General features: G+C 68.7%; 25 protein-coding genes and 3 tRNA genes. 12 read left to right on the top strand and 16 right to left on the bottom strand.

The features are described from left to right. The 7 genes from MVA01S_RS18080 to pdxR all read right to left on the bottom strand — a co-directional run. A partial coding sequence (locus MVA01S_RS18080) for an arabinosyltransferase domain-containing protein (RefSeq protein ID WP_303621346.1) occupies positions 1–701 on the bottom strand: 701 nt, incomplete at its 3' end. Between the two features lie 65 nt (positions 702–766). Continuing rightward, on the bottom strand, positions 767–4,000 hold the full coding sequence (locus MVA01S_RS18075; RefSeq protein WP_040541843.1) for an arabinosyltransferase domain-containing protein: 3,234 nt from the start codon (positions 3,998–4,000) through the stop codon (positions 767–769). Positions 4,001–4,040: 40 nt separating this feature from the next. Continuing rightward, positions 4,041–5,897, bottom strand: coding sequence for a galactan 5-O-arabinofuranosyltransferase (locus tag MVA01S_RS18070; RefSeq protein WP_040541842.1), 1,857 nt, complete (start codon positions 5,895–5,897; stop codon positions 4,041–4,043). Between the two features lie 79 nt (positions 5,898–5,976). Further along, positions 5,977–6,771 (bottom strand): decaprenylphospho-beta-D-erythro-pentofuranosid-2-ulose 2-reductase, encoded by a 795-nt coding sequence (gene dprE2 / locus MVA01S_RS18065; protein ID WP_003931274.1) that lies wholly within the window; start codon positions 6,769–6,771, stop codon positions 5,977–5,979. Then, the gene (gene dprE1, locus MVA01S_RS18060) at positions 6,772–8,163 is read right to left on the bottom strand and encodes a decaprenylphosphoryl-beta-D-ribose oxidase (RefSeq protein WP_003931273.1); all 1,392 of its coding nucleotides are present in this window, start codon (positions 8,161–8,163) and stop codon (positions 6,772–6,774) included. Positions 8,164–8,195: 32 nt separating this feature from the next. After that, entirely contained in the window at positions 8,196–8,591 is a 396-nt protein-coding gene (locus MVA01S_RS18055) for a GtrA family protein (RefSeq protein WP_003931272.1), read from the bottom strand. 111 nt (positions 8,592–8,702) lie between these two features. Next, the gene (pdxR, locus tag MVA01S_RS18050) at positions 8,703–10,112 is read right to left on the bottom strand and encodes a MocR-like pyridoxine biosynthesis transcription factor PdxR (protein WP_040541841.1); all 1,410 of its coding nucleotides are present in this window, start codon (positions 10,110–10,112) and stop codon (positions 8,703–8,705) included. Between the two features lie 49 nt (positions 10,113–10,161). On the opposite strand from pdxR, the gene MVA01S_RS18045 reads away from it, so the two are divergent. The 3 genes from MVA01S_RS18045 to MVA01S_RS18035 all read left to right on the top strand — a co-directional run bounded on the left by MVA01S_RS18045 (position 10,162) and on the right by MVA01S_RS18035 (position 11,689). Continuing rightward, positions 10,162–10,626, top strand: a complete 465-nt coding sequence (locus MVA01S_RS18045; RefSeq protein ID WP_003931270.1) for a carboxymuconolactone decarboxylase family protein — start codon at positions 10,162–10,164, stop codon at positions 10,624–10,626. 164 nt (positions 10,627–10,790) lie between these two features. Beyond that, positions 10,791–11,093 carry a hypothetical protein gene (locus tag MVA01S_RS18040; RefSeq protein ID WP_003931269.1) on the top strand — a complete coding sequence of 101 codons (303 nt, stop codon included), beginning with the start codon at positions 10,791–10,793 and terminating at the stop codon, positions 11,091–11,093. A 152-nt stretch (positions 11,094–11,245) separates the two neighbouring features. Continuing rightward, positions 11,246–11,689, top strand: coding sequence for a pyridoxamine 5'-phosphate oxidase family protein (locus MVA01S_RS18035; RefSeq protein WP_003931268.1), 444 nt, complete (start codon positions 11,246–11,248; stop codon positions 11,687–11,689). Between the two features lie 3 nt (positions 11,690–11,692). On the opposite strand, the gene wzm is transcribed toward MVA01S_RS18035, so the two are convergent. Genes wzm through MVA01S_RS18015 form a run of 4 tightly spaced genes read right to left on the bottom strand, consistent with a single transcriptional unit; the run spans position 11,693 to position 14,792 of the window. Then, positions 11,693–12,523: a galactan export ABC transporter permease subunit Wzm/RfbD gene (gene wzm / locus MVA01S_RS18030; protein ID WP_003931267.1), complete on the bottom strand. Its 831-nt coding sequence runs from the start codon at positions 12,521–12,523 to the stop codon at positions 11,693–11,695. Further along, positions 12,520–13,470: a galactofuranosyltransferase GlfT1 gene (gene glfT1, locus MVA01S_RS18025; protein ID WP_003931266.1), complete on the bottom strand. Its 951-nt coding sequence runs from the start codon at positions 13,468–13,470 to the stop codon at positions 12,520–12,522. Before glfT1 ends, wzm begins: the two co-directional genes overlap by 4 nt. Next, positions 13,460–14,278: a galactan export ABC transporter ATP-binding subunit Wzt/RfbE gene (gene wzt / locus MVA01S_RS18020; RefSeq protein ID WP_003931265.1), complete on the bottom strand. Its 819-nt coding sequence runs from the start codon at positions 14,276–14,278 to the stop codon at positions 13,460–13,462. Before wzt ends, glfT1 begins: the two co-directional genes overlap by 11 nt. Positions 14,279–14,285: 7 nt before the next feature. Beyond that, entirely contained in the window at positions 14,286–14,792 is a 507-nt protein-coding gene (locus MVA01S_RS18015; RefSeq protein ID WP_003931264.1) for a bacterial proteasome activator family protein, read from the bottom strand. A 421-nt stretch (positions 14,793–15,213) separates the two neighbouring features. Here MVA01S_RS18015 and MVA01S_RS18010 point away from each other — a divergent pair, with 421 nt between their 5' ends. Next, a complete protein-coding gene (locus MVA01S_RS18010; RefSeq protein ID WP_003931263.1) occupies positions 15,214–16,410 on the top strand; it encodes a cysteine desulfurase-like protein in 1,197 nt (398 codons plus the stop codon). 5 nt (positions 16,411–16,415) lie between these two features. On the opposite strand, the gene MVA01S_RS18005 is transcribed toward MVA01S_RS18010, so the two are convergent. After that, positions 16,416–17,393, bottom strand: a complete 978-nt coding sequence (locus MVA01S_RS18005; protein ID WP_003931262.1) for an NAD(P)H-quinone oxidoreductase — start codon at positions 17,391–17,393, stop codon at positions 16,416–16,418. A gap of 78 nt (positions 17,394–17,471) precedes the next feature. On the opposite strand from MVA01S_RS18005, the gene MVA01S_RS18000 reads away from it, so the two are divergent. From MVA01S_RS18000 to MVA01S_RS17990, 3 genes are all read left to right on the top strand, one after another. Beyond that, the gene (locus tag MVA01S_RS18000; RefSeq protein WP_040541692.1) at positions 17,472–17,984 is read left to right on the top strand and encodes a MarR family winged helix-turn-helix transcriptional regulator; all 513 of its coding nucleotides are present in this window, start codon (positions 17,472–17,474) and stop codon (positions 17,982–17,984) included. Positions 17,985–17,994: 10 nt separating this feature from the next. Beyond that, a tRNA-Ser gene (locus MVA01S_RS17995) sits at positions 17,995–18,081 on the top strand. An 89-nt stretch (positions 18,082–18,170) separates the two neighbouring features. After that, complete coding sequence (locus MVA01S_RS17990; protein WP_040541690.1) at positions 18,171–19,457, top strand: MFS transporter; 1,287 nt, start codon at positions 18,171–18,173, stop codon at positions 19,455–19,457. On the opposite strand, the gene MVA01S_RS17985 is transcribed toward MVA01S_RS17990, so the two are convergent. Genes MVA01S_RS17985 through hisC form a run of 4 tightly spaced genes read right to left on the bottom strand, consistent with a single transcriptional unit; the run spans position 19,444 to position 22,260 of the window. After that, positions 19,444–20,268 (bottom strand): crotonase/enoyl-CoA hydratase family protein, encoded by an 825-nt coding sequence (locus MVA01S_RS17985; protein WP_003931259.1) that lies wholly within the window; start codon positions 20,266–20,268, stop codon positions 19,444–19,446. The genes MVA01S_RS17990 and MVA01S_RS17985 overlap by 14 nt on opposite strands. A gap of 10 nt (positions 20,269–20,278) precedes the next feature. Beyond that, positions 20,279–20,713 (bottom strand): hypothetical protein, encoded by a 435-nt coding sequence (locus tag MVA01S_RS17980; RefSeq protein ID WP_051015300.1) that lies wholly within the window; start codon positions 20,711–20,713, stop codon positions 20,279–20,281. Between the two features lie 18 nt (positions 20,714–20,731). Beyond that, entirely contained in the window at positions 20,732–21,208 is a 477-nt protein-coding gene (locus tag MVA01S_RS17975) for a DUF4334 domain-containing protein (protein ID WP_003931257.1), read from the bottom strand. Beyond that, positions 21,205–22,260 carry a histidinol-phosphate transaminase gene (gene hisC / locus MVA01S_RS17970; protein WP_003931256.1) on the bottom strand — a complete coding sequence of 352 codons (1,056 nt, stop codon included), beginning with the start codon at positions 22,258–22,260 and terminating at the stop codon, positions 21,205–21,207. Before hisC ends, MVA01S_RS17975 begins: the two co-directional genes overlap by 4 nt. 83 nt (positions 22,261–22,343) lie before the next feature. Between hisC and MVA01S_RS17965 the strand changes: the two genes are divergently transcribed. The 5 genes from MVA01S_RS17965 to MVA01S_RS17945 all read left to right on the top strand — a co-directional run. Beyond that, positions 22,344–22,432, top strand: a tRNA-Ser gene (locus tag MVA01S_RS17965). A gap of 71 nt (positions 22,433–22,503) precedes the next feature. Further along, positions 22,504–22,576, top strand: a tRNA-Arg gene (locus tag MVA01S_RS17960). A 102-nt stretch (positions 22,577–22,678) separates the two neighbouring features. Then, on the top strand, positions 22,679–23,179 hold the full coding sequence (locus MVA01S_RS17955) for a metallophosphoesterase family protein (protein ID WP_003931255.1): 501 nt from the start codon (positions 22,679–22,681) through the stop codon (positions 23,177–23,179). Positions 23,180–23,206: 27 nt separating this feature from the next. After that, the gene (locus MVA01S_RS17950) at positions 23,207–23,620 is read left to right on the top strand and encodes an MmcQ/YjbR family DNA-binding protein (RefSeq protein ID WP_003931254.1); all 414 of its coding nucleotides are present in this window, start codon (positions 23,207–23,209) and stop codon (positions 23,618–23,620) included. 449 nt (positions 23,621–24,069) lie between these two features. Continuing rightward, positions 24,070–24,564, top strand: a 495-nt coding sequence (locus MVA01S_RS17945) for a hypothetical protein (protein WP_159426333.1), incomplete at its 3' end; no start/stop codon positions are given.

Below are 24,564 nucleotides of genomic sequence, written 5' to 3'. Positions count from 1 at the left end.
GGCCTGCGACGGCCGGCCGCGCGCGGCACCCGCCTGCCCGCGGTGCGGTCCAGCACGACGAGCGCGACGAACGCCGCGATCACGCACAGCACGCCGAGCACCATCACGGCGAGCTTGAGCGCGGTCGGGGTGGTGATGAACCGGGTGTCGACGTCGATGCGGGCGGTCAACCCGGCTTCGGGGCCGACCTCCAAATCGGTGAAGACCCCGGCGACCTGCGGTCGCTTGTCCGGCTCGAGCGTGCCGGTAGCGCCCGGGATGCCGACGAAGTCGGCGCCGACCGCGCCGACGTTGGCCCAGATGCGCAGCTCACTGCACGCGCCGGAGGCCACCTCGTCGCGCGGGGCCACCGCGGCGACGCTGTCGCGGAACGCGACGTAGACGACGTCGGCGTTGGCGCGCACGAACAGCCCGTTGCGGCCGGCGTCGATGCCGCCGGCCGGGATCGTGGAGAACACCACGCCGTCGTCCTCGGGCAGGGACGCCACCGCCGCGCACGGAATGGTGACGTCCAGCGCACGCGGTGCACCCGAGACGAGCGGGGCGGTGATGTCACTGACGAAGCCGCGGTCGTCGACCGTCTGCGGCCACAGGATCGTCGCGGTGGACTGCTGAACGGGCAGCAGCGGAGTCAGCCCGCACAGGACCATTCCGAGCAGCCCCGCGAGGACGGCGACGAGGCGGGCGGACGGGGCAGGCACGAGGGTCGATGTTAGGCGACGTTCCTATGGCGGAGGCTTCGGCGTGCCGCCGGGACGCCGACGGGTCAGCTCAGCCGCAGCGGCGCCGGGCTCCACAGCCCGCTGCGTTCGGTGCTGCCCAGATCCAGCCGGGCCGGTTCGGCGTCCGGGTAGAACGGCACCAGCCGCTGCAGCGCGCCCCAGTCGCGGAACCAATCGTTCTTCAGATACGTCGGCACCGTCACCGGGCGCGTCAGCAGCTCGGTGATGCCCAGCGGCCCACCGCCGAGGTAGTCCATGACGGGCGAGTTGGCTTCCGCGCCGAACCGGTCGGGCAGGATCCGCCACTGCGGCACCTCGATGACGCCGTTGCGGTGCCCGAACGGACGCTGGCACGGGAACGCCAGACCGACCAGCCAGTCGAGCAGCACGGGGTCGCTGGAGCCGACCACCTCCTGCAGGGTGCGCATCTCGGGGATGCGCGGCGGGGTGAGGGCGATCCAGTGCTCGGGGCTCAGGTCGTCGTCGCCGGCGACCAACCGGATCTGGGTGGCCTCGGAGGGGATGGCCGACAGCGGGGCCCGCAGATTGCGCCAGGCCGGCGCGGCGCCGACGTCGCCGAACCCGATGCTGCCTGCGGGCTGGCCGTCGGCGCCGGCCCACTGCACCGCGACCTCGCCCGAATCGAACCGGCCGGCGGCGGCCACGACGAGCAGGGAATCCGACCGGTCGCGCTCGCTCCAGCCGTCCGGCAGCCGGTACCACGCCGAACGCAGCGACGCGGGCTGCTGGGTCCCGCTGCGCCAGCTGCCCAGCACCGGGGTGGTGGCCGGGTCCAGCCCGAACGGCAGCCGGGCCCGCGAGCCGTTGACGCCGGCGGCGGCGGTGGTGCCACCTTCGGTGCCGGCTTCGCTGTTGGTGTCGCTGGTGTTGTCGGTGTCGGCGAAGTTGTCGGAGCCGGGCTGTTCCATCACCGGGTCGGCCGACAGGTCCGACGGGACACCGTTGGGGCTGAACCCCTGCGCGGTGACCTCGCCGAGCGCGTCGCCGACCGGGACCCCGATCGGGGCGAGCATGCCGGCGTTGGTGTCCTGTTCGACCAGCACGTCTTCGGCCAGGCCGCAGGTCTTGCCGGTGAGCGCCTGCAGGTTGGACCGGCCCACCGTCCACGCCGGGTACTGGCCCACCATCGCGACGGTCAGCGACACCACTTCGAAGGTGATCAGCGCCCAGGTGGCGATCGCCAACGGCGCCTGGGTGATTCGCTTCCAGCGCGGCGCGGCGCCCTCCGGTGGGGTCACGTCGCGGCCGGAGAAGTGCAGCCAGGCCGCGACGAGCAGGGCCACCATGGACAGCCCGAGCAGGATCGTGGTGAACCCGAACTTGTACTCCGGGAACGCATTCGACCACGGCACCCCGAAATTGGAGACGTACCACCAGCCGTTGACCGTCGCGAACGACAACGCGGTCAGGAACAGCACGGCGGCGGTGAAGATCGCGCGGTTGCGGGGGGAGCGCATCGCGGCGGCCGAGATGGCGACCGCGGCCAGCGCGCCGAGGGAGCCGGCCAGCCCGGCGAACACCCCGAAGTGGTGGGTCCACTTGGTGGGGGTGAACATCATGGCCAGGAACGAGATGACGGTGATGCCGATGATGCGCAGGCTGGGGCCCGTGGCGGTGCCCGGGATCCGGCCCTTGCGCAATGTCATCGCCACCGCCACCACCAGTGCGAGCAGCAGTGTCAGGACCGCGAACCGGCGCGCGACCGAGCCGTCGGGGCTGGTGGTGAACAACCGGGAGTAGCGGATGTGCTCGTCGAACCAGGCCAGGCTGGGTCCGACGGCGGACTTGAAGCTGCTGGCCTGCAGTTCGGAGGCCAGGGTCTGGTCCCGGAAGATCAGGAAGATCGTGACGGTGCCCGCCGCCGCGATCGGGGCCAGCAGCGCCCAGTACCCGAATCGCGAGACATGCGCGGCGACAATGGTTTTCAGCGGTCCGATGGCGACCAGCAGCGCGCCCACCGCGGCGATGCCGGTGGGTCCGGAGAACAGGGTCAGCGCACCGATGATGATCGCCACGGCTACCGGCAGCAGCCTGCTGGTGGCCACGCCGCGCTCCACCGAGCACCAGGTCAGCAGGATGCCCAGCGCGATGATGGGCTCGGGCCGCAGACCGTTGTTCAGCGGCAGCCAGAAGGCCAGGAACAGTCCGGCGGCGGTCCAGGCCGCGGCCTGGCTGTGTTTGACCGCCGTGCCCAGGCGCGGCAGCACCTCGCGGCTGATCACCCACCAGCAGGCCAGGCCCATCAGCAGGGTCGGCAGCCGCATCCACACGCTGGTGGTGCTGACATGCGACCACAGGGCCAGCAGGTCGTAATACCAGCCGAACGGCGCCTCGGGCGTGCCGAACCAGCGGTAGTAGTTGGCCATGTAGCCGGCGTTCTCCGAGACGCGGGCCATCGTCAGGATGTAGCCGTCGTCGGCGGTGTTGGCGCCGACGAAGTGCCACCACACCAGCACCGCGGTGACCAGCGCATCAAGTCCCGATATCGACCACCAGCGCGGCGGCAGGAAACGCTTGTGCCTGCGCCCGTCGGCACGGTCGAGCACGTGCAGCGCGCCCAGCGACACCACGGTCATCGCGACGCCGATGATCATCGCGAGCAGTTTCAGCAGCGTCGGCGAGGTGGAGTAGCGGGTGTCGACGGTCGCGGAGAACTCCAGGCCCGGCGGGGCAGGCCCGGACAGGTCGGTGAACACGCCGACGATCTGCGGGCGGAAGTCGTAGCCGCCGCGTTCGCCGCGCAGAGGTTCCTCGGACCGGTCCGGGTCGGCGGCGTCGGGCTGGGTCTGCAGGCCGACGAATTCGCCGGTCACCTTGTCGGCGTGCGCGGTGAAGCGCAGCTCCTCGCAGGCGGGGCTGAGCACCTGGTTCAGCGGGGCACTGACCACCGGCGTGTTGCGGACGATGACGAGCAGGTCGTTGTTGACCCGCTCGATGAGCAGGCCGCGGTCGACGGCGTTGGGCGCCTGCTTGGGCACCGTGGACAGCAGCACGGTGCGGCCGGGCCGGTCCAGCCCCGCCGCGGCGCTGCACGGGACGGTGATCTCCAGGTCGGTGGCGACGTAGCCGATCAGTGCGGCGTCGACGCTCTGCAGCACACCGTTCTGCGGCCAGTTCAGCTGCGCGGTGGTCTGGTTGACCGGCAGCAGCGGGGTGGCGACGGCCAGCAGGGTGCCCAGCAGTCCCGCCACGATCGCGACGAGCCGTGCGGTGCGGTGGTTACGGCCCGACACATCTGTCAGCTTCGTCGACGACACATCTGTCGACTCGGCCGACGCCGGCTGCTGGACCACGGGGCTAGATGGTAGATGGCTTGCGGATGGCCAGCACGAACGGCCCGACGGTGGACACGTCGAAACGCGGGTCGTCGAACAGCGCGTCGTCGAGGGCGACGTGGTAGCGCCGCACGTTCGGCTGGTTGGGATAGACATCCTCGGCCAGGCGCAGCGTGTAGGTGTCGTTGGCGCCGCGGCGCATCAGGAACACCGCCGGCGGCTCCCACGGCATGCTGTCGAGCACCTCGATGAACTGGTCGGCGTCGGTGAGCATCGACCATCCCTCGATGGCCCCGGCGCGCTGGTCGAACTGCGCCAGCGGGTTCGCGTAGTGCGAGGTCAGCCCCTGGAAGCCGTAGTAGGGGTAGTACGACAGGAAGCTGTAGTCCGCGGTCAGCACGACTGTCTCGTTGCGGGGCCGCCCGGTCACCTCCCGGATCCGGGCGTCGACTTCGCGGTAGTACTGCTCGGCGCCGGGCGGCCGGCGGTCGGCGCGCTCGCCGTACCCGTCGGTGTCGGTGTAGGCGACCACGATGTCTGGGCGCAGCACATCGGGAATGTCCTGGCTGAACGTCACCGCGCCGAGCGCGCCGACGGCGGTGGCCACCGCCACCACCTTGGGCGCGTTGACCGGCCGCACCCGGTGCGCGGCGGCGCGCGTCACCTCGATGAAGCCGAACGCTCCCGCCGCGGCCAGCAGGATGGTCAGGGTGGGCTGCAGCCGGAACGAGAGCAGCGTGGTGCCCAGCAGGGTGGTCAGCATGGACAGCAGCGACCACGCGTAGACCGTCAGCACGGCGATGGCCAGCGCACCTGCGCGAGTCGAGCTGCGCGCAAGGATCACCAGCCAGACCGTGCCGAGCAGGCACAGCGCGCCCAGCAAGGTGAACTGCAGCATCGGGAACGACAGTTCGGCGCCGTCCTTGGGCAGGTAGTGCTGTGCGGTGCCGGACTCGGCGGGCGTGCCGCGGGCCGCGGCCAGCAGATACGGGCCCCAGCCGATCAGCGCGATCAGCCCCGAGATCACCGCGATCGTGAACAGCCTCAGCAGCGGCTCCCAGTGCCTGCGGGTCACGGCCAGCAGCACGGCCATCACGGTCAGCGTGAACGCGGCGTAGGCCAGCAGCAGTGTGTAGAACAGCCCGGTGATGCCGAGAAAGACGCCGGTGCCGACGATCGCCGCCCAGCCTCCGTTCGGTCTGGTGCCCGGCTCGCCGGGGTGAGCCCGCGCTTTCAGGCCCGACCAGGCCAGCACGAACACCGGCGGCAGCAGCACCGCGACGATGGCGGCGTAGGGCTCGGCGGGTGAATAGGCCAGGGCCGCAGCGGCGGTCGTGGTGGACACGATCAGCGCGTACTCGAAGCGCACCATCGCCGACCACAGCACGAACGCGAGCACGATCGCCACGGTGATCGAGATGATCGACCACGGTTTGAACATCTCCCACGCGGGGGTGCCGGTCAGCGCGGCCAGCCGGCCGCCGATCCAGAACCAGCCGGGCGGATAGAACGGCGGCAGCCCGATGTAGGTCATGTCGTGCAGCGCGGCGGTGTCGGCGAAGCGGGTCAGATACTCGGTGCGGAACTGCTGGTCGACGCTGATGCCGAACAGGTAGAGGCGGGTGGCGCCCAGCGGCATCGCCAGGGTGACCACCGAGAACGCGGCCAGGAACACCAGCGCCGTGAGCCAGGCCAGGGTCTGTCGGCCACGGCGCCACAGCATTCCGCCCGCGAACAGCCCGACCAGGCAGCCGACCTGGCCGACGGTGGTCAGTGCGTGCAGCTGGTTCGACGAGTTGTAGGCGGGCCACTCGACGCGCGCGATCGCATACAGGCTGACGACCGTGACCGCGACGGCGACGACCGTCGCGAGGAGCATCTGGCCGACCGTTCGCAGCGGCACGGCCAACCGGGCCGCTGCGGTGGTCTCCCGGGTCGTTTCGCTCCTGCTCACCGGATCAGATGGGGAGCTTGCGGAAGATGGCGCGGGGGATGTGGCGCAGCACCATCATCACGTAGCGGAACACCCCGGGCGCCCAGATCAGGTCCTTGCCCTTGGCCGACGCGGTGACCGCCAGCTCGGCGACCTCCTCTTTGTCGACGGTGAACGGGGCCTCCTTGGCGCCGGTGGCCTTCCAGTGCTCGATGGTCGTGGTGGTGCGCACCTGGCCGGGCCGGATGACCAGAACGTGAACGCCGTACTCGCGCAACGCCTCTCCCAAGCCGAGGTAGAAACCGTCGAGCCCGGCCTTGGTGGAGCCGTAGACGAAGTTGGAGCGACGGACCCGTTCACCGGCCGCCGAGCTCATCGCGATGATGTGGCCCGAACCCTGCGCGCGCATCTTCTCGCCCAGTAGCACGCCGACCGAAACCGCTGCGGTGTAGTTGATCTCGGCGATCTGTACGGCTTTGCGCTGGTTCTGCCACAGCTCCTCGGCATCGCCGAGCAGGCCGAACGCGACGACCGCCACGTCGATGTCCTTCTCGGCGTCGCCTTCGTGCCACGCGGCGTCGATCACCTTCGGATGGCTGTCGGTGTCGAGTGCGTCGAAGTCGATCCACTCGACGGACTTGGCGCCGGCCGCGCGCATCTGCGCGATGGCGGCGTCCTTGCGCGGGTGGTCGGGCAGGTCGGCGAGCACGATCCGGGCGTGGGCGTTGCGCAGGAAGCGCTCGCCGATCGCCAGCGCGATCTCGGAGGTACCGCCGAGAAGCAGGATCCCCTGCGGATTACCGGTCGCATCGAAAACCATCTAGAGCAGCTCCAGTCGTCGGGCCATGTCGGAAGCGAACACCCCGTCGGGATCGACCCTGCGGCGCACGGCGATCCATTCGTCTATTCGGGGATACATGGCATGGAAGGTTTCGGCGGTGGTGCGGGAGTCCTTGGCGGTGTAGAGCCGCCCGCCGAACTCGAGTACCCGCTTGTCGAGCCCGTTGAGGAACTCGTTGAGGCCGCCGGTGATCGGGAAATCGACGCACACGTTCCAGCCGGGAATCGGAAAGCTCAGCGGCGCTTGGTTTCCCGGGCCGAACAGCTTGAACACGTTGAGGAACGAATAGAACCCGGAGCGTTGGATGTCGAGCAGGATCGCCTTGAACTCCTCGACCGCGGAGGTGGGCACCACGAACTGGTACTGGGCGAAACCCGCGACCCCGTAGGCCCGGTTCCACTCTCCGAACATGTCGAGCGGGTGGTAGAACTGCGTCAGGTTCTGCACCTTGCCCCGGTACGTCCCGGACTTGCGGTACCACAGCTCGCCGATCGGCATGAACGTGTACTTGTTGGCCAAACCGTTCGGGAACACATCGGGCAGCGTGAGCAGTTGCGGCGCATCGAATTTCAGCGGGTTCTTGCGCAGTTTCTTCGGCAGTTGGTCGAGGGTGGCCAGCGAGCCGCGGGAGATCGCGGCGCGGCCCAGCTTGGGCGGCGGGCTGATCGCGTCGAACCATGCGCTGGAGTACGTGTAGTTGGCCTCGGTGCCGTCGGTGTGGAACGCGATGGTCTCGTCGAGAGTGGAGGTGACGTCACCGTCGGCGATGAAGTACGCGGTCTCGGTCGGGGTCATCTCGATGGTGGCGCGCAGGATGATGCCGGTCAGCCCGTTGCCGCCGACGGTGGCCCAGAACAGGGCCGTGTCCTCGTCGGTGCCGCCGGACGGGGTGATGGTGCGCACCTGCCCGTCGGCGGTGAGCAGGTCGATCGAGCGCACGTGGTTACCGAAGCTGCCGGCGCTGTGGTGGTTCTTGCCGTGGATGTCGCAGGCGATGGCCCCGCCGACGGTGACCTGCCGGGTGCCGGGCAGCACCGGGACCCACAGCCCCAGCGGCAGCGCGGCGCGCATCAGCTGGTCGAGGTTCACCCCGGCATCCACCTCGACGAGCGCGTCGTCCGCGGACATCGAGTGAATGCGGTTGAGGGCGTTCATGTCGACGACGAGCCCGCCGCCGTTCTGGGCGTTGTCGCCGTAGGAGCGGCCCAGTCCGCGGGCGAGCACTCCGCGTCCGGGTTCCTCGGCGGTCCGCCGTACCGCCTCGGCGATCACCTCGGGGTCCGGCGTCGACAGCACCCGGGCCACCGACGGTGCGGTGCGGCCCCAGCCGGTCAACGGCGTGAGAGTGGTCGAGAAATCCGTGCTCAGCATCGTCACAGAGGGTACCGCGACCACCGCGGTAGTCAGCGCAGCCGGAAGATCACCACGCGCTGGACGATGAAGTTGATCACCGTCGCGGTGCCCTGCGCGATCACGAACGCCACCGGGACCCGCCAGGGCTGGTCCTCGAACTCCATGTAGAACGCGTAATTGATGCCCACCTGCACGGCGTAGGTCAGCGCGTAGAGCGCGCACACCGCGGCGAATCTGGCCCGGCTCGGCGGGGCCTGGAACGTCCACCGCCGGTTGATCAGGTATGCGGTGGTGGTGCCGGCGATGAAGCTGAGTGTCTTGGCGATGTTGACGTGCAGCCCGGCCGCCAGCAGCGCGACGTAGAGGCCGAAGTCCACCACCGCGGCCAGGCCGCCGGTCACCAGGAATCGCCAGATCTGTGTCTTCAGGCTCAGCTGCGGTGACATGGGGGGCTCGGCCACCCGGGCAGCTTACGGCCCCCCTCCCGCCGAAACCGCATTCCACGCGGCCCGCACCCGCACTTTCGCGCACCAGATGCACTCTCGGCGACCAGGGGCCTAGAGCCCGCTCGCCCGCAACACGTCGCACAGCGCCGCGATCGCCGCGGGGAAGGCATGTTCGGCCGGCGCCGCGAAGCCGACCACCAGCCCGTCGCGCTCGGCGATCTCGGGCCCGGCCAGCGGATGGCGCATCATCGACAGCCCGGTCAGTGCGATACCGGCCTCGCCGACACGGCGCAGGACCTCCGGTTCGGTCCCGCCGGGCAGCGTGACGAGCAGATTCACCCCGGCGGAGAGTCCGCCGAAGCCGACGTCGAACGGCGCCAGCGCCGAGACCAGCACGTCCCGCCGGCGCCGGTACCGCATCCGCATGCGGCGGATGTGCCGGTCGTAGCGGCCGCTGTCGATGAAGTCCGCCAGAGTGAGCTGGCTGATCGCGTCGACGTAGTACTGCTGACCGCCCGCGGCCGCGACCACCGCGTCGACGAGGTTGTCCGGCAACACCATCCAGCCCAGACGAAGAGCCTGCGACAGGCTCTTGCTCGTCGAGCCCAGATAGACCACGCGGTCCGGGCGCAGTGCCTGCAGCGCGCCGACCGGCTGCCGGTCGTAGCGGAACTCACCGTCGTAGTCGTCGTCGAGCACGAATCCGCCTGTGCGCGTGGCCCAGTCGACGACCGCGGTGCGCCGGGACGGGTCCAGCGACATTCCGAGCGGATTGTGGTGGGCCGGCGTCAGCAGTACCGAGGACACGTCGAGAGTGTCGAGATCGCCGACAGCGGCGCCCTTCTCGTCGATGCCGACGGGCACCGTCGGCACGCCGGCGGCCTCGAGTACGTCGCGGAACAGGTGCAGCCCGTAAGCCTCCACCGCGATCGGTCCGCCCAGCGCCCGTGCCAGCAACTCGACGGCGTGGCGGACTCCCGCGCAGATCACGATGGACTCCGGGGAGGTCCGCACCCCGCGCACCCGCGCCAGGTAATCCGCCAGGGCCGAACGCAATTCGGGCCTGCCGCGCGGGTCTCCCATGCGCAGCGCCTCGGTGGGTGCGTTGGTCAGCGCCCGGCGTGCGCTGGCCAGCCACTGATTGCGCGGGAACTCGGCGACGTCAGGTGAACCCGGCATCAGGTTGTGGGTGGCGGCGACGCTCGCGCCGCGCGGGCGGGCCGGCGCGACGACGTCGGCGGTGTGGCCGACGACCCAGGTTCCCGCGCCCTGACGCGAGGCCAGCCAGCCCTCGGCGACCAGTTCGGCGTAGGCGTCGGCGACGGTGTTGCGGGCCAGACCCAGATCGGCGGCCAGGGTCCGCGACGGCGGCAGCATCGTGCCCGAGGTCAGCCGGCCTGAGCGCGCCGCGTCACGCAACGCCGCGATCAGCGCGTCCTTGGTGCCGCGCGCGCCCGGCACCAGCGCCTCGCGCAGGTCCAGGTGCAGGTCTCGCGCACCCGGATTGGCCCACGATTTCATCGTCATATTGAACCATCTTTACGGTCCATTCGGGGCTAGCGTCAATTCCATGACACAGACACTGACCACCCGGAACCGCCTCGTCCTGCACAAGATCTCGCCGGAGCTCTACGACGCGATGATGAGCCTGTCGACTGCCGCCGCCAGGGACATCGACCCTGCGCTCGGCGAGCTGATCAAGATCCGTGCGTCGCAACTCAACCGGTGCGCGTTCTGCCTCGACATGCACACCCGTGACGCCCGCACCCACGGTGTCAGCGAGCAGAAGCTCGACGTGCTGGCCGCATGGACCGAAGCCGGCGAGCTGTTCGACGACCGTGAACGCGCCGCATTGGCACTGACCGAGGCCGTCACCCGGCTCGGCGAGCACGGCGTGCCCGACGCGGTGTACGACGCGGCCGCGCAGGTCTTCTCCGACCGTGAACTCGGACAGGTCATCGCGATGGCCGTGACGATCAACGCGTGGAACCGCATCAACGTCGCCGTGCACACGCCGGTCCCGCGTCGGCGCTGAATCGTCTCGATGATCTGAATCCGGCCACCGGGCGATCAATTCCTGCCAGTGGAATTAATACGCTGACCTGCTGGTTCAAGCATTCAGATCATCAAGATCACCACCACCAGTCGAGACCGCGTGACACGCTCCACGGCTCCGACCCGACCGGGAAGGGCACCACCATGAAGAACCTCGCCATCACCACCGCTTTCGCCGCCGGCCTGGGCGCCGCGGTCCTCGGGCTGGCCGCCCCCACGGCCGCTGCCCCGACCGGAGGCAACGCCGACGCCGTGATCAGCCAGCTGGAGGCCCAGGGCCACCGGGTGGTGGTGAACCGGCTGTCGGACGCGCCGCTGAGCCAGGCCAGTGTGGTCGGGATCAACAAGGGCGGTGACATCCGCGGCACGCTCCGCGACTTCCGCTACGACCGCACCTACCAGAACAGCAAGACCGGCGCCAGCATCTACTACGTCGACGTGAAGTAACCCGCGCCGCCACCCGCCCGCCCCGCCCGCCGAAGTCGCATTCCACGCGGTCCGCACTCGCACTCTCGCGGACCAGATGCAATCTCGGCGACGCGGGGCGGAAGTGTCTTTGGACCCTAGGAGACCCGGCCCGCCGCGACGACGATCAGATCATGGACGCGACAACCACATCGGACGCACCGGTCAACGAGCTCACCGACACCGAGAGCTGGGCGCGGCTCGGCAGCGTGTCCCTGGGCCGGCTGGTGACGACGGTGAACGGCTGGACCGAGATCTTCCCCGTCAACTTCGTCGTGCAGAACAACACGCTGCTGTTCCGCACCGCGGAAGGCACGAAGCTGCTGACCGCCGCGCTCAACGAGTACGTGGTGTTCGAGGCCGACGACCACAACATCGCCGAGGGCTGGAGCGTGATCGTCCGGGGCAAGGCGCGTCTGCTGGCGACCTCCAACGAGCTGGCCGAGGCGCGACGTGCCGGGCTCTACCCGTGGATCGCCACCCAGAAGGAGCGGTTCGTGCGCATCACGCCGCAGTCGGTGACGGGCCGCCGCTTCGTGTTCGGGCCCGAACCCGACGTCACCGGGCTGTCGAGCTGACCGTCACACCCAGTACGGCACGCGCGCCCGGTACTGGCGCATCGCCAGCGCGGCGAAGCCCCACCCGACGACCGTGAGCACCAGCACCACGACCCAGTGCCGCAGCTCCTGCTCGGCGCCCAGCAGCGGTGCACGCACGATGTCCAGGTAGTGCAGGAGCGGGTTGAGCTCGACGACCTTGGCCCAGCCGCCCGCGCCCTGGGCCTGCAGCGTGGACTCGTTCCAGATGATCGGCGTCATGAAGAACAGCAGCTGCACCAGGCTGCCCAGCAGCGGGCTGATGTCGCGGTAGCGGGTGGCCAGAATGCCGAAACACAGTGCCACCCAGACACAGTTGAGCGCGAGCAGCAGCAGCGCCGGGATCACGGACAGGTCCGCCCACGACCACGGCTTCGGATAGATGATCGCGATGATCACGAAGATGATGATGTTGTGCGCGAACAGCAGCATCTGCCGCCACACCAGCCGGTAGACGTGCACCGACAGCGGGGTCGGCAGCTGTTTGATCAGGCCCTCGTTCGCCACGAAGACGTCCGCGCCCTCCAGGATCGAGGCGTTGATCAGGTTCCAGACGATCAGACCGAGCGTGACGTACGGGAGATGTTCGGACAGTTCGAGTTTGAACAGCATCGAGTACAACCCGCCCATGGCCACCGCGGTGGTACCGGTGGCGATGGTGATCCAGAACGGGCCGAGCACCGAACGCCGGTAGCGCTGCTTGATGTCCTGCCAGCCCAGGTGTAACCACAGTTCGCGCTTGCTGAAGCCGGCGACCAGATCGCCCCAGGCGCGGCCGAACGTTCTCGACCGTGCGGCGGCATCCATGATCGTCATCGTTTTCCCATCCCGTCGCTTCGCTCGCCCCGAGAGAACCTCTCGCGGCGTCCCAACTGCTGCAACCGGATCCAGTCCCGGAACCCGGCCGGATCACGCCGGGACACCAGGAAGTACCAGCCGAAACGGACGAGTTCCTGCGGCAGCAGTCTGCGCAGGCCGGGCTGGGACAGGACGTACCCGCGGTTGCGGTAGGTGTAGTACCGCTTGATCTCGTTGTCGGGGTACTGGGTGTGCATGCGACCACCGAGGATCGGCTTGAATTCCTCTGTGCCGCAGGGGTGCAGGTAGCTGGTCTGCAGGCAGGTGCCGAACGGCAGACCGGAGCGCACCAGCCTGCGGTGTAGTTCCACCTCGTCGCCGCGGATGAACAGCCGCAGATCGGGCACACCGACCGCCTCCACCGTCGAGGCGCGGAACAGTGCGCCGTTGAACAGCGACGCGATGCCGGGCAGCAGGCCGTCGTCGCCGTCGACGCGGAGCTCACCGACCAGGCGGCGCCATTTCAGGCCGCGCCGCAGCGGGAACGCCAGCCGGTCCGGGTCGTCGAGGTTGCACACCATCGGTGACACCTCGGCCAGACCGTGCCGCTCGGCACAGGCCAGCAGGGTGGCCAGCACCTCGGTGTCCTGCGGGCGGCCGTCGTCATCGGCCAGCCAGAGCCAGTCCGCGCCCAGGCTCAGCGCGTGCAGCATGCCCAGCGCGAAACCGCCCGCCCCGCCGAGGTTGCGCCGCGAGCCCAGGTAGGTCGTCGGAATCGGTTGTCCGGCAACGAGATCGCGGACATGGTCGTCGTGGTCGTTGTCGACGACGATCAGGTGGTCGGGCCGTCTGCTCTGCGCGCAGACGGCGTCCAGCGACTTGGCCAGCTCGTCGGGGCGGCGGTGGGTGACGACGATCGCGACGACGAGCGCGTCCCCGCCGTCGCGCTCACGCTCAACGCTCATGCGTGTGTGCCGTCTCCTCGAGCACCTCGCGCACGTGTCGCGCGGCGTCCTCCCCTTCGTAGGCGCGGACGACGTCTTCGATGCCGCCCTCCATCCTGATGGTGCCGTGGTCGATCCACATCGCGGTGTTGCACAGCCGGGCCAGGAATTCGTTGGAGTGGCTGGCGAACACCAGAATCCCGGATCGTTCGACCAGGTCGGCCAGCCGCGACTGTGCCTTCTTGAGGAACTCGGCGTCGACTGCGCCGATGCCTTCGTCGAGCAGCAGGATCTCGGGGTCGATGCTGGTCACCACCCCCATGGCCAGCCGCACCCGCATGCCCGTCGAGTAGGTGCGCAGCGGCATCGACAGATAGTCGCCCAGCTCGGTGAACTCGGCGATCTCGTCGACCTTGCTCATCATCTGTTTACGGGTCTGCCCGAGGAACAACCCGCGGATGACGATGTTCTCGAAGCCCGAGATCTCCGGGTCCATGCCGACGCCCAGGTCGAACACCGGGGCCACCCGGCCCCGCACCGTGGCCACCCCGCGGGTGGGTTCGTAGATGCCCGACAGCAGCCGCAGCAGTGTGGACTTGCCCGCGCCGTTGTGCCCGACCAGGCCGACCCGATCGCCCATCTTCAGCGTCATCGTGATGTCGCGCAGCGCCTCGATGACGACGACGTTGGACTCGTTGCGGCCGATCGCGCCGCCGGCCTTGCCGAGGAACGCCTTCTTCAGCGAGCGGGTCTTGGCGTCGAAGATGGGGAACTCGACCCAGGCGTTGCGGGTCTCGATGCAGGGCTCCTCCGGGGACGGAATCGTCACGTGGATCTCACAGGTATTGACCGGTGCCGTGCCCTGGCCCGCCGCGCTGGCCCGGGACGACTACGCCTGGCGGCAGCGCACCCTGGCGCATCTGCTCCAGTTGCTGACGGGCGGCCATCTGCTGGGCGAACAGCGCGGTCTGGATGCCGTGGAACAGGCCCTCCAGCCAGCCGACCAGCTGGGCCTGGGCGATGCGCAGCTCGGCGTCGGACGGGACGGCGTCGTCGGTGAACGGCAGGGTCAGCCGCTCCAGCTCGTCGCGCAGCTCGGGGGCCAGACCCTCCTCGAGCTCCCTGATGCTGGTGCGGTGCACGTCGCGCAGCCGTTCCCGGCTGGCGTCGTCCAGGGGGGCCGCGCGCACCTCCTCCAGCAGCTGTTTGATCATCGTGCCGATGCGCATCACCTTGGCGGGCTGTTCGACGAGGTCGCTCAACGACCTGCCGTCGGCACGCTCCGCGCCCGTGTCGCTTTCGCCGACGATCTCGATGTTGTCGTCGTCGCTGTTGATAGCCATGTCCCTAAGAGTGCCCCAGCTTTTCTCTGTTGACGCGGTCGGGTTCCGCGTCGTCGGTGGGCGCGGGCCCCGGTGTCGACGTAGATCTTCTCCCACGCGCCGGAATTGTCCAGCGAGCGCCGGCCGACGGCTCCGCGGCGTGGCGGCGCCCGAGCGTGACCCGGTGCGGACCCGATCGTCGCCGGATCGCTGACAGCAAATCCATCATATGCCCTGAACCCTTGATCAGAGGGTCAGGCATGCATGACGGGCAACGCCGAAGCTGGTAGCGCTCCTCGCCTGTCGTGGGCTCGACTAGTATGGCTGCGCAGATGGCCCTCGACAGTGTGGACGTGGGCGGTAACAGCGAAGTCGGGCAGACGCGGGGACGCCAAATTTCGGCGGAACGGCGAAGTTCCAAGGCGCACTAAGGTGGTCTGGCATGGCATACGACGTCGCCCGGGTGCGCGGACTGCACCCCTCTCTGGGCGATGGATGGGTGCATATGGACGCCCAGAACGGCATGCTGCTGCCCGATTCCGTGGGCCGCGCGGTGTCGACGGCGTTCCGCGGTTCCCTGCCCACCACGTCCAGTGCGCACCCGGCCGCACGGCGCAGCGCGGCCGTGCTGGCCGCCGCGCGCCAGGCGGTGGCCGATCTGGTCAACGCGGATCCGGCGGGCGTGGTGCTGGGCGCCGACCGCGCGGTGCTGCTGACGTCGCTGGCCGATGCCGCGTCGGCCCGCGTGGGCCTGGGCTATGAGCTGGTGGTGAGCCGGCTCGACGACGAGGCCAACATCGCGCCGTGGCTGCGTGCGGCCAACCGGTTCGGCGCCAAGGTGAAGTGGGCCGAGGTCGACATCGAGACCGGGGAGCTGCCCACCTGGCAGTGGGAGGCGCTGGTGACCCGGCCGACCCGGCTGGTGGCCATCACCTCGGCCTCCTCGACGCTGGGCACGGTCACCGAGCTGCGCGAGGTCGCCAAACTGGTGCACGAGGTCGGCGGGCTGCTGATCGTGGACCATTCCGCGGCCGCCCCCTACCGCCTGTTCGACTTCGACGAGACCGACGCCGACGTGGTGGCGGTCAACGCGCTGGCCTGGGGAGGCCCCCCGATCGGGGCGCTGGTATTCCGCGATCCGTCGGTCATCGACGCGTTCGGGTCGGTGTCACTGGACCCCCATGCGTCAGGCGCGGCCCGCCTCGAGCTCGGATCCCATCAGTTCGGCATGCTCGCCGGAGTGGTCGCCAGTATCGAATACCTCGCCTCGCTGGAGGACTCCGCGCAGGGGTCGCGCCGTGAGCGGCTGGCGGTGTCGATGCGGTCGGTCGCGGCGCATATGAACGCGTTGTTCGACTATCTGCTCACGTCTCTGCGGTCGCTGCCGACGGTCACCGTGCTGGGCAGTCCCGAGGAGCGCATCCCGGTACTCAGCTTTGTGATGGACAACGTGCCTGCCGAGCGGGTGGTGCAGCGGCTGGCCGACAACGGCATCCTGGCCATCGCGAACGCGAGCTCGCGGGTCCTGGACCTCATCGGCGTCGACGACATCGGCGGCGCCGTCACCATCGGTCTGGCGCACTACAACACCGCCGCGGAGATCGATCAGCTCGTGCGGGCGCTGGCCTCGCTGGGCTGACCCGGCTAAACGTCCACCCGCAGAAGCACTTTGCCGGAGATATCGCCGGACTCCAGCAGCTCGTGGGCGGCCTGCGCCTCGGCGATGGGGAACTCGGCGCCGATGACCGGCCGGACCAGGCCCTCGGCGACCATCGGCCACACCTCGGCGGTGACCTCGCCGACGATGTCGGCTTTGGAGCCGCGGCCCTCGACCGGCCGGCCCCGGAGCGCGGTCGCGATGACGCTGCCACGCTTGGCCAGCAGCTTGCCGATGTTCAGCTCTGCCTTGGCCCCGCCCTGCATACCGATGATCACCAGCCGTCCACCGGCGGCGAGGGCGTCGATATTTCGGTCGAGGTACTTCGCACCGATGATGTCGAGGATCACGTCGGCGCCACCGGCCTGGCGGACGATCTCGACGAAGTCGTCGCTGTGGTAGTCGATTGTGATGTCGGCGCCCAGTTCGGCGCACAGGTCGAGCTTGTTGGGCGACCCCGCGGTCACCGCCACCCGGCAGTTCAGCGCCTTCGCCACCTGGATCGCGTGGGTGCCGATGCCGCTCGCGCCACCGTGGATCAGCAGGAGTTCGGGCGCGGCCAGGTCGGCGGTCATCACGACGTTGGACCAGACGGTGCAGGCGACCTCGGGCAGAGCGGCCGCGTGAGGTAGCGGAACCCCATGGGGTATCGGCATCACCTGTGCTGCGGGGACGGCGACGTACTCGGCGTAGCCGCCGCCGGCCAGCAAAGCGCAAACCGTTTCCCCGGTGGACCACTGTGTGACGCCGTCACCCAGCGCGGCGATGGTGCCGGACACCTCGAGCCCGATGATCTCGCTGGCCCCGGGAGGTGGCGGGTACTTACCGGCCGCCTGTAGGAGGTCGGCGCGATTGACGCCGGCGGCAACTACTTCGATGAGAACTTCACCGGGACCAGGGTGGACGTCCGGCACGGACTGCCAGGTCAGCTTGTGCGAGGAGGTATCCGCCACGATGGCTTGCATTCAAATAAGCCTACTACGCTGGGAAAACCCCGATAAGTTTCTTCACCGGCAACGCGCTCGGCGACATAGTATGTGCATATGGAGGGGATTATTGGGGGGCGCACGGCAAGCGACACGCCGGGGCTCGACATAGCTGAGCAAAGAGCGTGGCAGAACTTTCTGGATGCTGCGCTGCGAATGTACGCAACGATGAACCGCTCGCTGAACGATCAACACGGGCTGACGTTGAACGACGTCCGTTTGCTCGACATGTTGGCGAAGTCGCCGACAGGCGCCGCGCGGATGGGTGACGTCGCCGAGGCGCTGATGTCGTTGCCCAGTCGTGTGACGCGGCAGATCCACCGCCTGGAGGTCCAAGGCCTCGTCAGTCGCGGAGCCAGTCCGGACGACGGGCGCGGGGTGCTCGCGAGCATCACACCGGAGGGCCGGGAGTCGTTGTCGGGCGCGATGAAGACCTACGGCGCCGCGGTGCGCATGCACTTCCTGGATCGGTTGAGCCGACCGCAGGTCACGGCGATGGGGGAGAATTGCCGACGGATCAGCGTGGGGCTCAAGAACGGCGGGCCGTCGGCCAAGATCGGCCGCGTCTAGACTGTCCCGCGGTGGCGTGGCAGAGCGGCCTAATGCACTCGCCTTGAAAGCGAGAGTCGGCTAACACCGACCGGGGGTTCAAATCCCTCCGCCACCGCTCTGGGGCGGATCGGGTTCGCTGAACGCGCGAAGACACACCTTCGACGGGTGTTTGTGACGGGCCCGACAGCCGCGAATATCTTTGCCATGGCAACAGTGGGTGCCGGGCGCGGCTCAGCGCGCGATCTCCGGCAGGTGGCGACGGCAAGCTACGTCGGTTCGGCGATCGAGTTCTACGACTTCTTCATCTACGGCACCGCGGCCGCGCTGGTGTTCCCGACGGTGTTCTTCCCCGATCTGGGCCACGTGATGGCCACGACGGCGTCGCTGGGCGCGTTCGCGGCGGCGTTCCTGGCCCGGCCGGTCGGTGCAGCGGTGTTCGGGCACTTCGGGGACCGGATCAGCCGTAAGCAGACGCTGGTCGTCACGCTGCTGCTGATGGGTGCCGCCACCGTCGGGGTCGGGCTGATCCCGAGTACCGCCAGCATCGGCATCGCAGCCCCGCTGCTGTTGATCGCGCTGCGGCTGATGCAGGGCTTCGCGGTCGGCGGGGAGTGGGCCGGCGCGGTGCTGATGACCGCCGAGCACGCCCCGGAGGACCGGCGCGGCTTCTACGGCATGTTCACCCAACTGGGACTCGGTACGGCGCTGGTGCTGTCCAATCTGGTGTTCCTGGTCGTGCATCTGGGGTTCGGCGAGGCCAGCGACGCGTTCCTGCAGTGGGGGTGGCGGATCCCGTTCCTGCTCAGCGCGGTGTTGATCGCCACTGCGTTGTTCATCCGGCTGCGGGTCAAGGAGTCCCCGGCACTGGCCGCCCCGGAGACGCACGACGGCGCGCCGCTGGCCGAGTTGCTCCGCAGGCAGGGCCGTCAGGTGCTGCTGGCCGGCGGCGCGGCGATCTGCGCGCCGATGCTGGTGTTCCAGGCCGGGACGTTCTTCACCCATTTCGCCGCCGACCACATGGACTACTCCACCAACCTGGTGCTGCTGGTCAACGTGATCGGCGGGCTGTGCGCGATCGGCTGCGCCGCGGCCTCGGCGATGCTGTCCGACGCGCACGGGCGGCGCCGGGTGACCGCCTGTGGCTATGCACTGGCGGTGCCGTGGGCGTTCGTCGTCTTCCCGCTCATCGAGTCGATGAACCACGTGGTGTTCGGCGTGGCCATCGTGGTCACCTACGCACTGATCGGCGTCTGCATGGGGCCCCTGGCGGCGTTCCTGCCGGAGATCTTCGCCGCCCGCTACCGCTACACCGGGGCCGCCCTGTCCCACACGCTGGGCGGCGTGCTCGGCGGGGCGCTGCCACCGGTGGTCTCACCGATGCTGATGGCGTCCTACGGCGGTGCGGCCATCGCGCTGATGATGGGTGGGCTGGCGCTGGTCAGTTTCGTCTGCGTGCTCGCGCTGCCCGAAACCGCGCCTACTCGCCGGTGAAGTTCGGCGGCCGCTTCTCGAACATCGCCGTGACGCCCTCGGAGAGGTCCTTGGACGGCAGGAACGCGGAGTTCCAGGCCGCGACGTAGCGCAGGCTCGCCGACACCTGGGCGGTGCGCTGCTCGTCGAGCACGTCCTTGATGCCGTGCACGGTGTGCGGCGGGTTGGCGGCGATCTCGGCCGCGGTGGCCCGCGCCGCGGCCAGGGATGCTTCGGCGTCCGGGTAGACGTCGTTGACCAAACCGATCTTCTCGGCACGGGCTGCGTCGATGTCCTTGCCCGTCAGCGCCAGTTCGCGCAGGTGCCCGTCGGTCAGGATGTAGGGCAGCCGGGCCAGGGAGCCGACGTCGGCGACGATCGCGAGCTTGACCTCGCGCACCGAGAACTTCGCGTCGCTGCTGGCGTACCGAATGTCGACCGCGGAGATCAGGTCCACACCGCCGCCGATGCACCAGCCGTGTACGGACGCGACCGTCGGGGTGCGGCAGTCGGCGACCGCGGTGATCGCCTGCTGCATGGCCTTGAGGCGGGCGTGGAAGTCGGCGCGCGGCTTGGACGACGAACCGCCGGCCATCATCGAGCCGAGGGTCTCACCCATCGCGGCCAGGTCCAGCCCGTAGCTGAAGTTGCGGCCCGAACCGGTGAGCACGATGGCCCGGACGTCCGGGTCGGCGTCGAGTTCGCCGAACACCACGGGCAGTTCGGCCCAGAATGCCGGGCCCATCGCGTTGCCCTTACCGGGGCCGATCAGCGTGACCTGCGCGATGTGATCGGCGATGTCGACGGTCACCGATTCGAAGGAGTTACCCATGGGTAACAGGTTAGCCGCCGCCCAGCAGCACATCGGCGACGACCGCGCGGGGCAGGAACTGGCAGGCCGCGTCGGCAAGGATCTGGCCCACGAACTCGCCGTCGGGGCCGAGCGGGTTGCCCTCCTGGGACAGGATCTCGCGCACCACGGCCACCCGGGTGGGCTCGTCGAGGTCGCTGAACTCCTCGCACGTCATCGTCAGCGCGTTGGCCGGGGCGGGCACCTCGGGCACGTTCGTGCTGCGGGTGGGCAGCGGCAGGTTCGGGATCTGGATGTCGGGGATGCCCGGCGTGCGGCTGGTGGTCGTCGGCGACGACAGCGGCGGCCCCGGCTGCGTGGTCTGCGCGACGACGCCCTCGGTCGTGCGCTGACACCCCGTGGTCAGGCCGAGGACGACGCCCAGGCCGACGATCGCCGCGGCCGTGAACCGCACGTGCGTATTCATCCTGGCCACGATATGCGGCTAGTCCCGTTCGAGATAGAAGTACAGGTGGCGGGGCGTGCCGGAGCTGGTGTCCAGGGCGCCTTTGCCGTTCATGATGCCGATCACGGCGTTGTCGTCGACGACCTTGAAGTGGTCGTGCACGGGGCGTCCGTCGTAGACCATGGATGCGACGAACTCCCCGCGGAACTCCTCCATCCACAGGCTGGCCTCGCCGTTCATCGCCTCGGTGTTGGAGAATTTGTTGCCTGCCTCGTCGAGGCAGACCAGCGGTTTGGCGTCGGTGGCCGAGTGGAAGGTCTTGCCGAACCAGTTCAGCTTCTTCATGAAGCCGTTGGCCTTGTGGCCGGTGTCGAACTCGCCGCCCTTCCACTCGCCGAGCATGAAGTCGACAGTGGCCGGGGCGAGGGTGGCCCAGAACTCGTCGAGTTCGACGTCGTCGAGGCGGCCGGCGCGGTTCTTGAGCCCGTCGAAGGTCGTGCGGGCGTCGGCGCTCATCGCGGGCCGTCCCAGCTGCGGGCGAAGGCGAGGAACGCGTCGTTCTCGTGCGGTGCGGCGACGGTCACCCGGACGCCGTCCTCCCCGTAGGGCCGCACGATCACGCGGCTGTTGGCGGCGTCGGCGGCGAACTGCTGGGCGTGGCCGACCAGCGGCAGCCAGACGAAGTTCGCCTGCGAGGGCGGCAGGTGGTAGCCGGCCTCCTGCAGCGCGGCGCTGACCCGGCGGCGCTCGTCGACGACGGCGTCGGTGCGTTCCAGCAGCTCGTCGGCGGCGTCCAGGCATGCGATCGCGGCGGCCTGCGACAGACTGGTGGCGGTGAACGGCACGTAGACCTTCGACAGCGCGGAGACGATGTCGGGGTCGGCGACCGCGTAACCGACCCGAACTCCGGCCAGTCCATAGGCCTTCGAAAAGGTGCGCAGCACAACGACATTGCTGTGCGCGCGGACCAGCGCGAAACTGTCGGGGGCCATGTCGTCGCGGATGTACTCGACGTAGGCCTCGTCCAGCACGATCATGATGTGCGGCGGGACGGCCGCGACGAACCGGGCCAGCGCGTCGGGGTCGACGACGGTGCTGGTCGGGTTGTTCGGGTTGCACACGAAGATGAGCCGGGTGCGGTCGGTGATCGCGGCGAGCATCGCGTCGAGGTCGAAGGTGTGGTCGGTCAGCGGGACCTGGACCGGGGTGGCCCCGGCGGTGCGGACCTGCAACGGGTAGATCTCGAAGCTGCGCCAGCCGTACAGCACCTCGTCACCGACGGTGCAGGTGATCTGGATCAACTGCTGGCACAGGCTGACCGACCCGCAGCCGACGGAGATGTTCTCCGGCGCGAAGCCGACGAACTTGGCCAGCCGCTCCTTCAGCTCGACGTACCCGTTGTCCGGGTAGCGGTTGATGCCGTCGATCGCGCGCTCGATCGCGGCCCGCACGCTGGGCAGCGGGCCGTGCACGGTTTCGTTGCTGGCGATCTTGATGGCACCGGGCACCGTCTTGCCCGGCGCATAGGCGGGTAGGTCGGCGAGTTCGGGGCGAAGACGGACGGACACTGCAACAGTTTAGGGCCCTTCCGGAGCTGCTTTGCTTCCCGCCGTGAGGCCTGTGTACTCTGTCGCAGCGGCGGTAAACGTCGGGAGGCGTGCCAGAGCGGCCGAATGGGACTCACTGCTAATGAGTTGTCCGCCTTAAAGCGGACCGGAGGTTCAAATCCTCTCGCCTCCGCGCAGGATGGCCGGCTCGCCGGCGTGCAGGACCGTCGGCTTGCCGACACACAACTGAAGATGTACGACCACGCGCCCGTAGCTCAACGGATAGAGCATCTGACTACGGATCAGAAGGTTAGGGGTTCGAATCCCTTCGGGCGCACTCTCTTTTCGGCGAACGCGGGCCTGTGACTGTGGGGCTTCTGCACGGATCTCCCCGGTTTCGCGTACCAAAGGCCCACACTCGCGATCTAAGGTCGGAACCGTGCGCCTGCTGTTGATCGCCGACACACACCTGCCCAAGCGTGCGAAGGACCTCCCCGCCGAAGTCTGGGACGCCGTCGACGACGCCGACGTGGTGATCCACGCGGGCGACTGGGTCGAGCCCGAGCTGCTCGACGCGCTGGAGGCCAGGGCCAAGCGAGTCGTGGCCTGCTGGGGCAACAACGACGGGCCCGAGCTGCGTCGCAGGCTGCCCGAGCGGGCCGATGTGGTCCTCGACGGTGTGAGGTTCACCGTCACCCATGAGACGGGTGCGTCCGCCGGTCGTGACGCCCGGATGGCCAAGGCGTACCCGGACACCGATGTGCTGGTCTTCGGGCACAGCCACATCCCGTGGGACGCCACCGCCGAAAGCGGGCTGCGGCTGCTCAATCCGGGGTCGCCCACCGACCGGCGCCGCCAGCCGCACTGCACCTACATGACCGCGGCCGTGCAGGACGGGCAGCTGCGGGACGTCGAGCTGCACCGGCTGGAACGGCGATGAGCGCTCGCGCGAAGAGCAGACGGCGCCGTGCGTGAGCGCGCCGCGACCGTCGACGACGTGCACGAGATCGCGTCGTCGATGCCGCACGTCAGCCGGGTCGAAGGCCCCAAGGCCGGCAACCCGGTGTATCAGGTCGGCGGCAAGTCGTTCGTGTACTTCCGGACCCCGAGACCCGACGCGTTCGACCCCGACACTGGGCAGCGCTATCCGGACGTGATCATGATCTGGGTGGAGTCCGAGGACGACAAGCTGGCCTTGACCCAGGACCCGGATTCGCCGTTCTTCACCACCGACCACTTCGACGGTCACCTGTCGGTGCTGGTGCGCGCCTGCCGACTCGGCGAGATCAGCGTGACCGAATTGCGCGAATTGATTCAGGACGCGTGGCTGTCGCGGGCCTCGAAGCGCCGCGCCGAGAAGTGGCTCGCCGAGCAGGGTTGACCGGCTCCCGGCTTTTGCGACAGCTGCTTCAGCAAACTGTATGATTTCGCGATCTGGCTAGTTGTAGCTTGCGTTTGCAAACATTCTCACGATGACAGCGACAGCAATGGGCGAAGCCGCGGCAACAGATTAACGGCGCGTTGGCCGCGAACTCGGCACCCACTCCGGCGATTAACAGCTGTTTGAACTGCACATATGGCACACCTGCCCCAGGTGTCGGTTTCGCAGAGCGGATACGGAGCGAACCCGTCGGCGTGTCTCTTGAAATTTTCGTATGCGTCAAGAAGGTGTGCCATGCTTTGCGTCGAACTGGGGCGGACAAGGGAGCAAAGCAAATGTCGGACAACGGGCGTCACCGGAAATCTCGTCGCTCTCGGCGAGGCCGCAGGACGCACCGGGCGCCAGAATCGATGGCGCACTGGCTCGGGGCAGGAGCTGTCGCCGCCGGCATGGGCGCTGCGATGGCGATGGGTGCCGGTGAGGCGTCGGCGGACACCGACACCGGTGCGACGTCGTCGGCCAGTTCGACCAGCGACGCCTCCTCTGCCGATAACGGTTCACGCTCGGCGTCGAGTCGCACCTCCAGCCTGAGCGAAGGCAAAGCTGTCGTGACGACGCCTACGCGCGTCGAAGCATCCGAGGACGACGAGACCGCATCGGTGAAGGACGCCGACGAAAGTCGAGAAAAGCGCATCGAAATAGCAGACGACGACGCGGCCGCGGTGGTCGACGATGTGGATTGGGACCTCGGTAGCGGTGTGGTTGACGCCAACCCGGAGCCCGTGACCGTGATCGATATCCTCCCGGATGAGTCGGTGGTGATCACGGATCCCGGGGACAAGGAGGTGGTGATCACCGAACCTGGGGACAAGGAGGTGGTGATCATCGCCCCTCCCGAGACCCCGGTGGATGAGACCCCGGTGATTGAGGTACCGGTGGATGAG

Source organism: Mycolicibacterium vaccae NBRC 14118 = CIP 105934, assembly GCF_001552715.1.
GTDB classification, from domain to species: domain Bacteria; phylum Actinomycetota; class Actinomycetes; order Mycobacteriales; family Mycobacteriaceae; genus Mycobacterium; species Mycobacterium vaccae.
The sequence above is the reverse complement of the archived record's forward strand: the minus strand, read 5'-3'. Positions and strand labels throughout refer to the sequence as shown.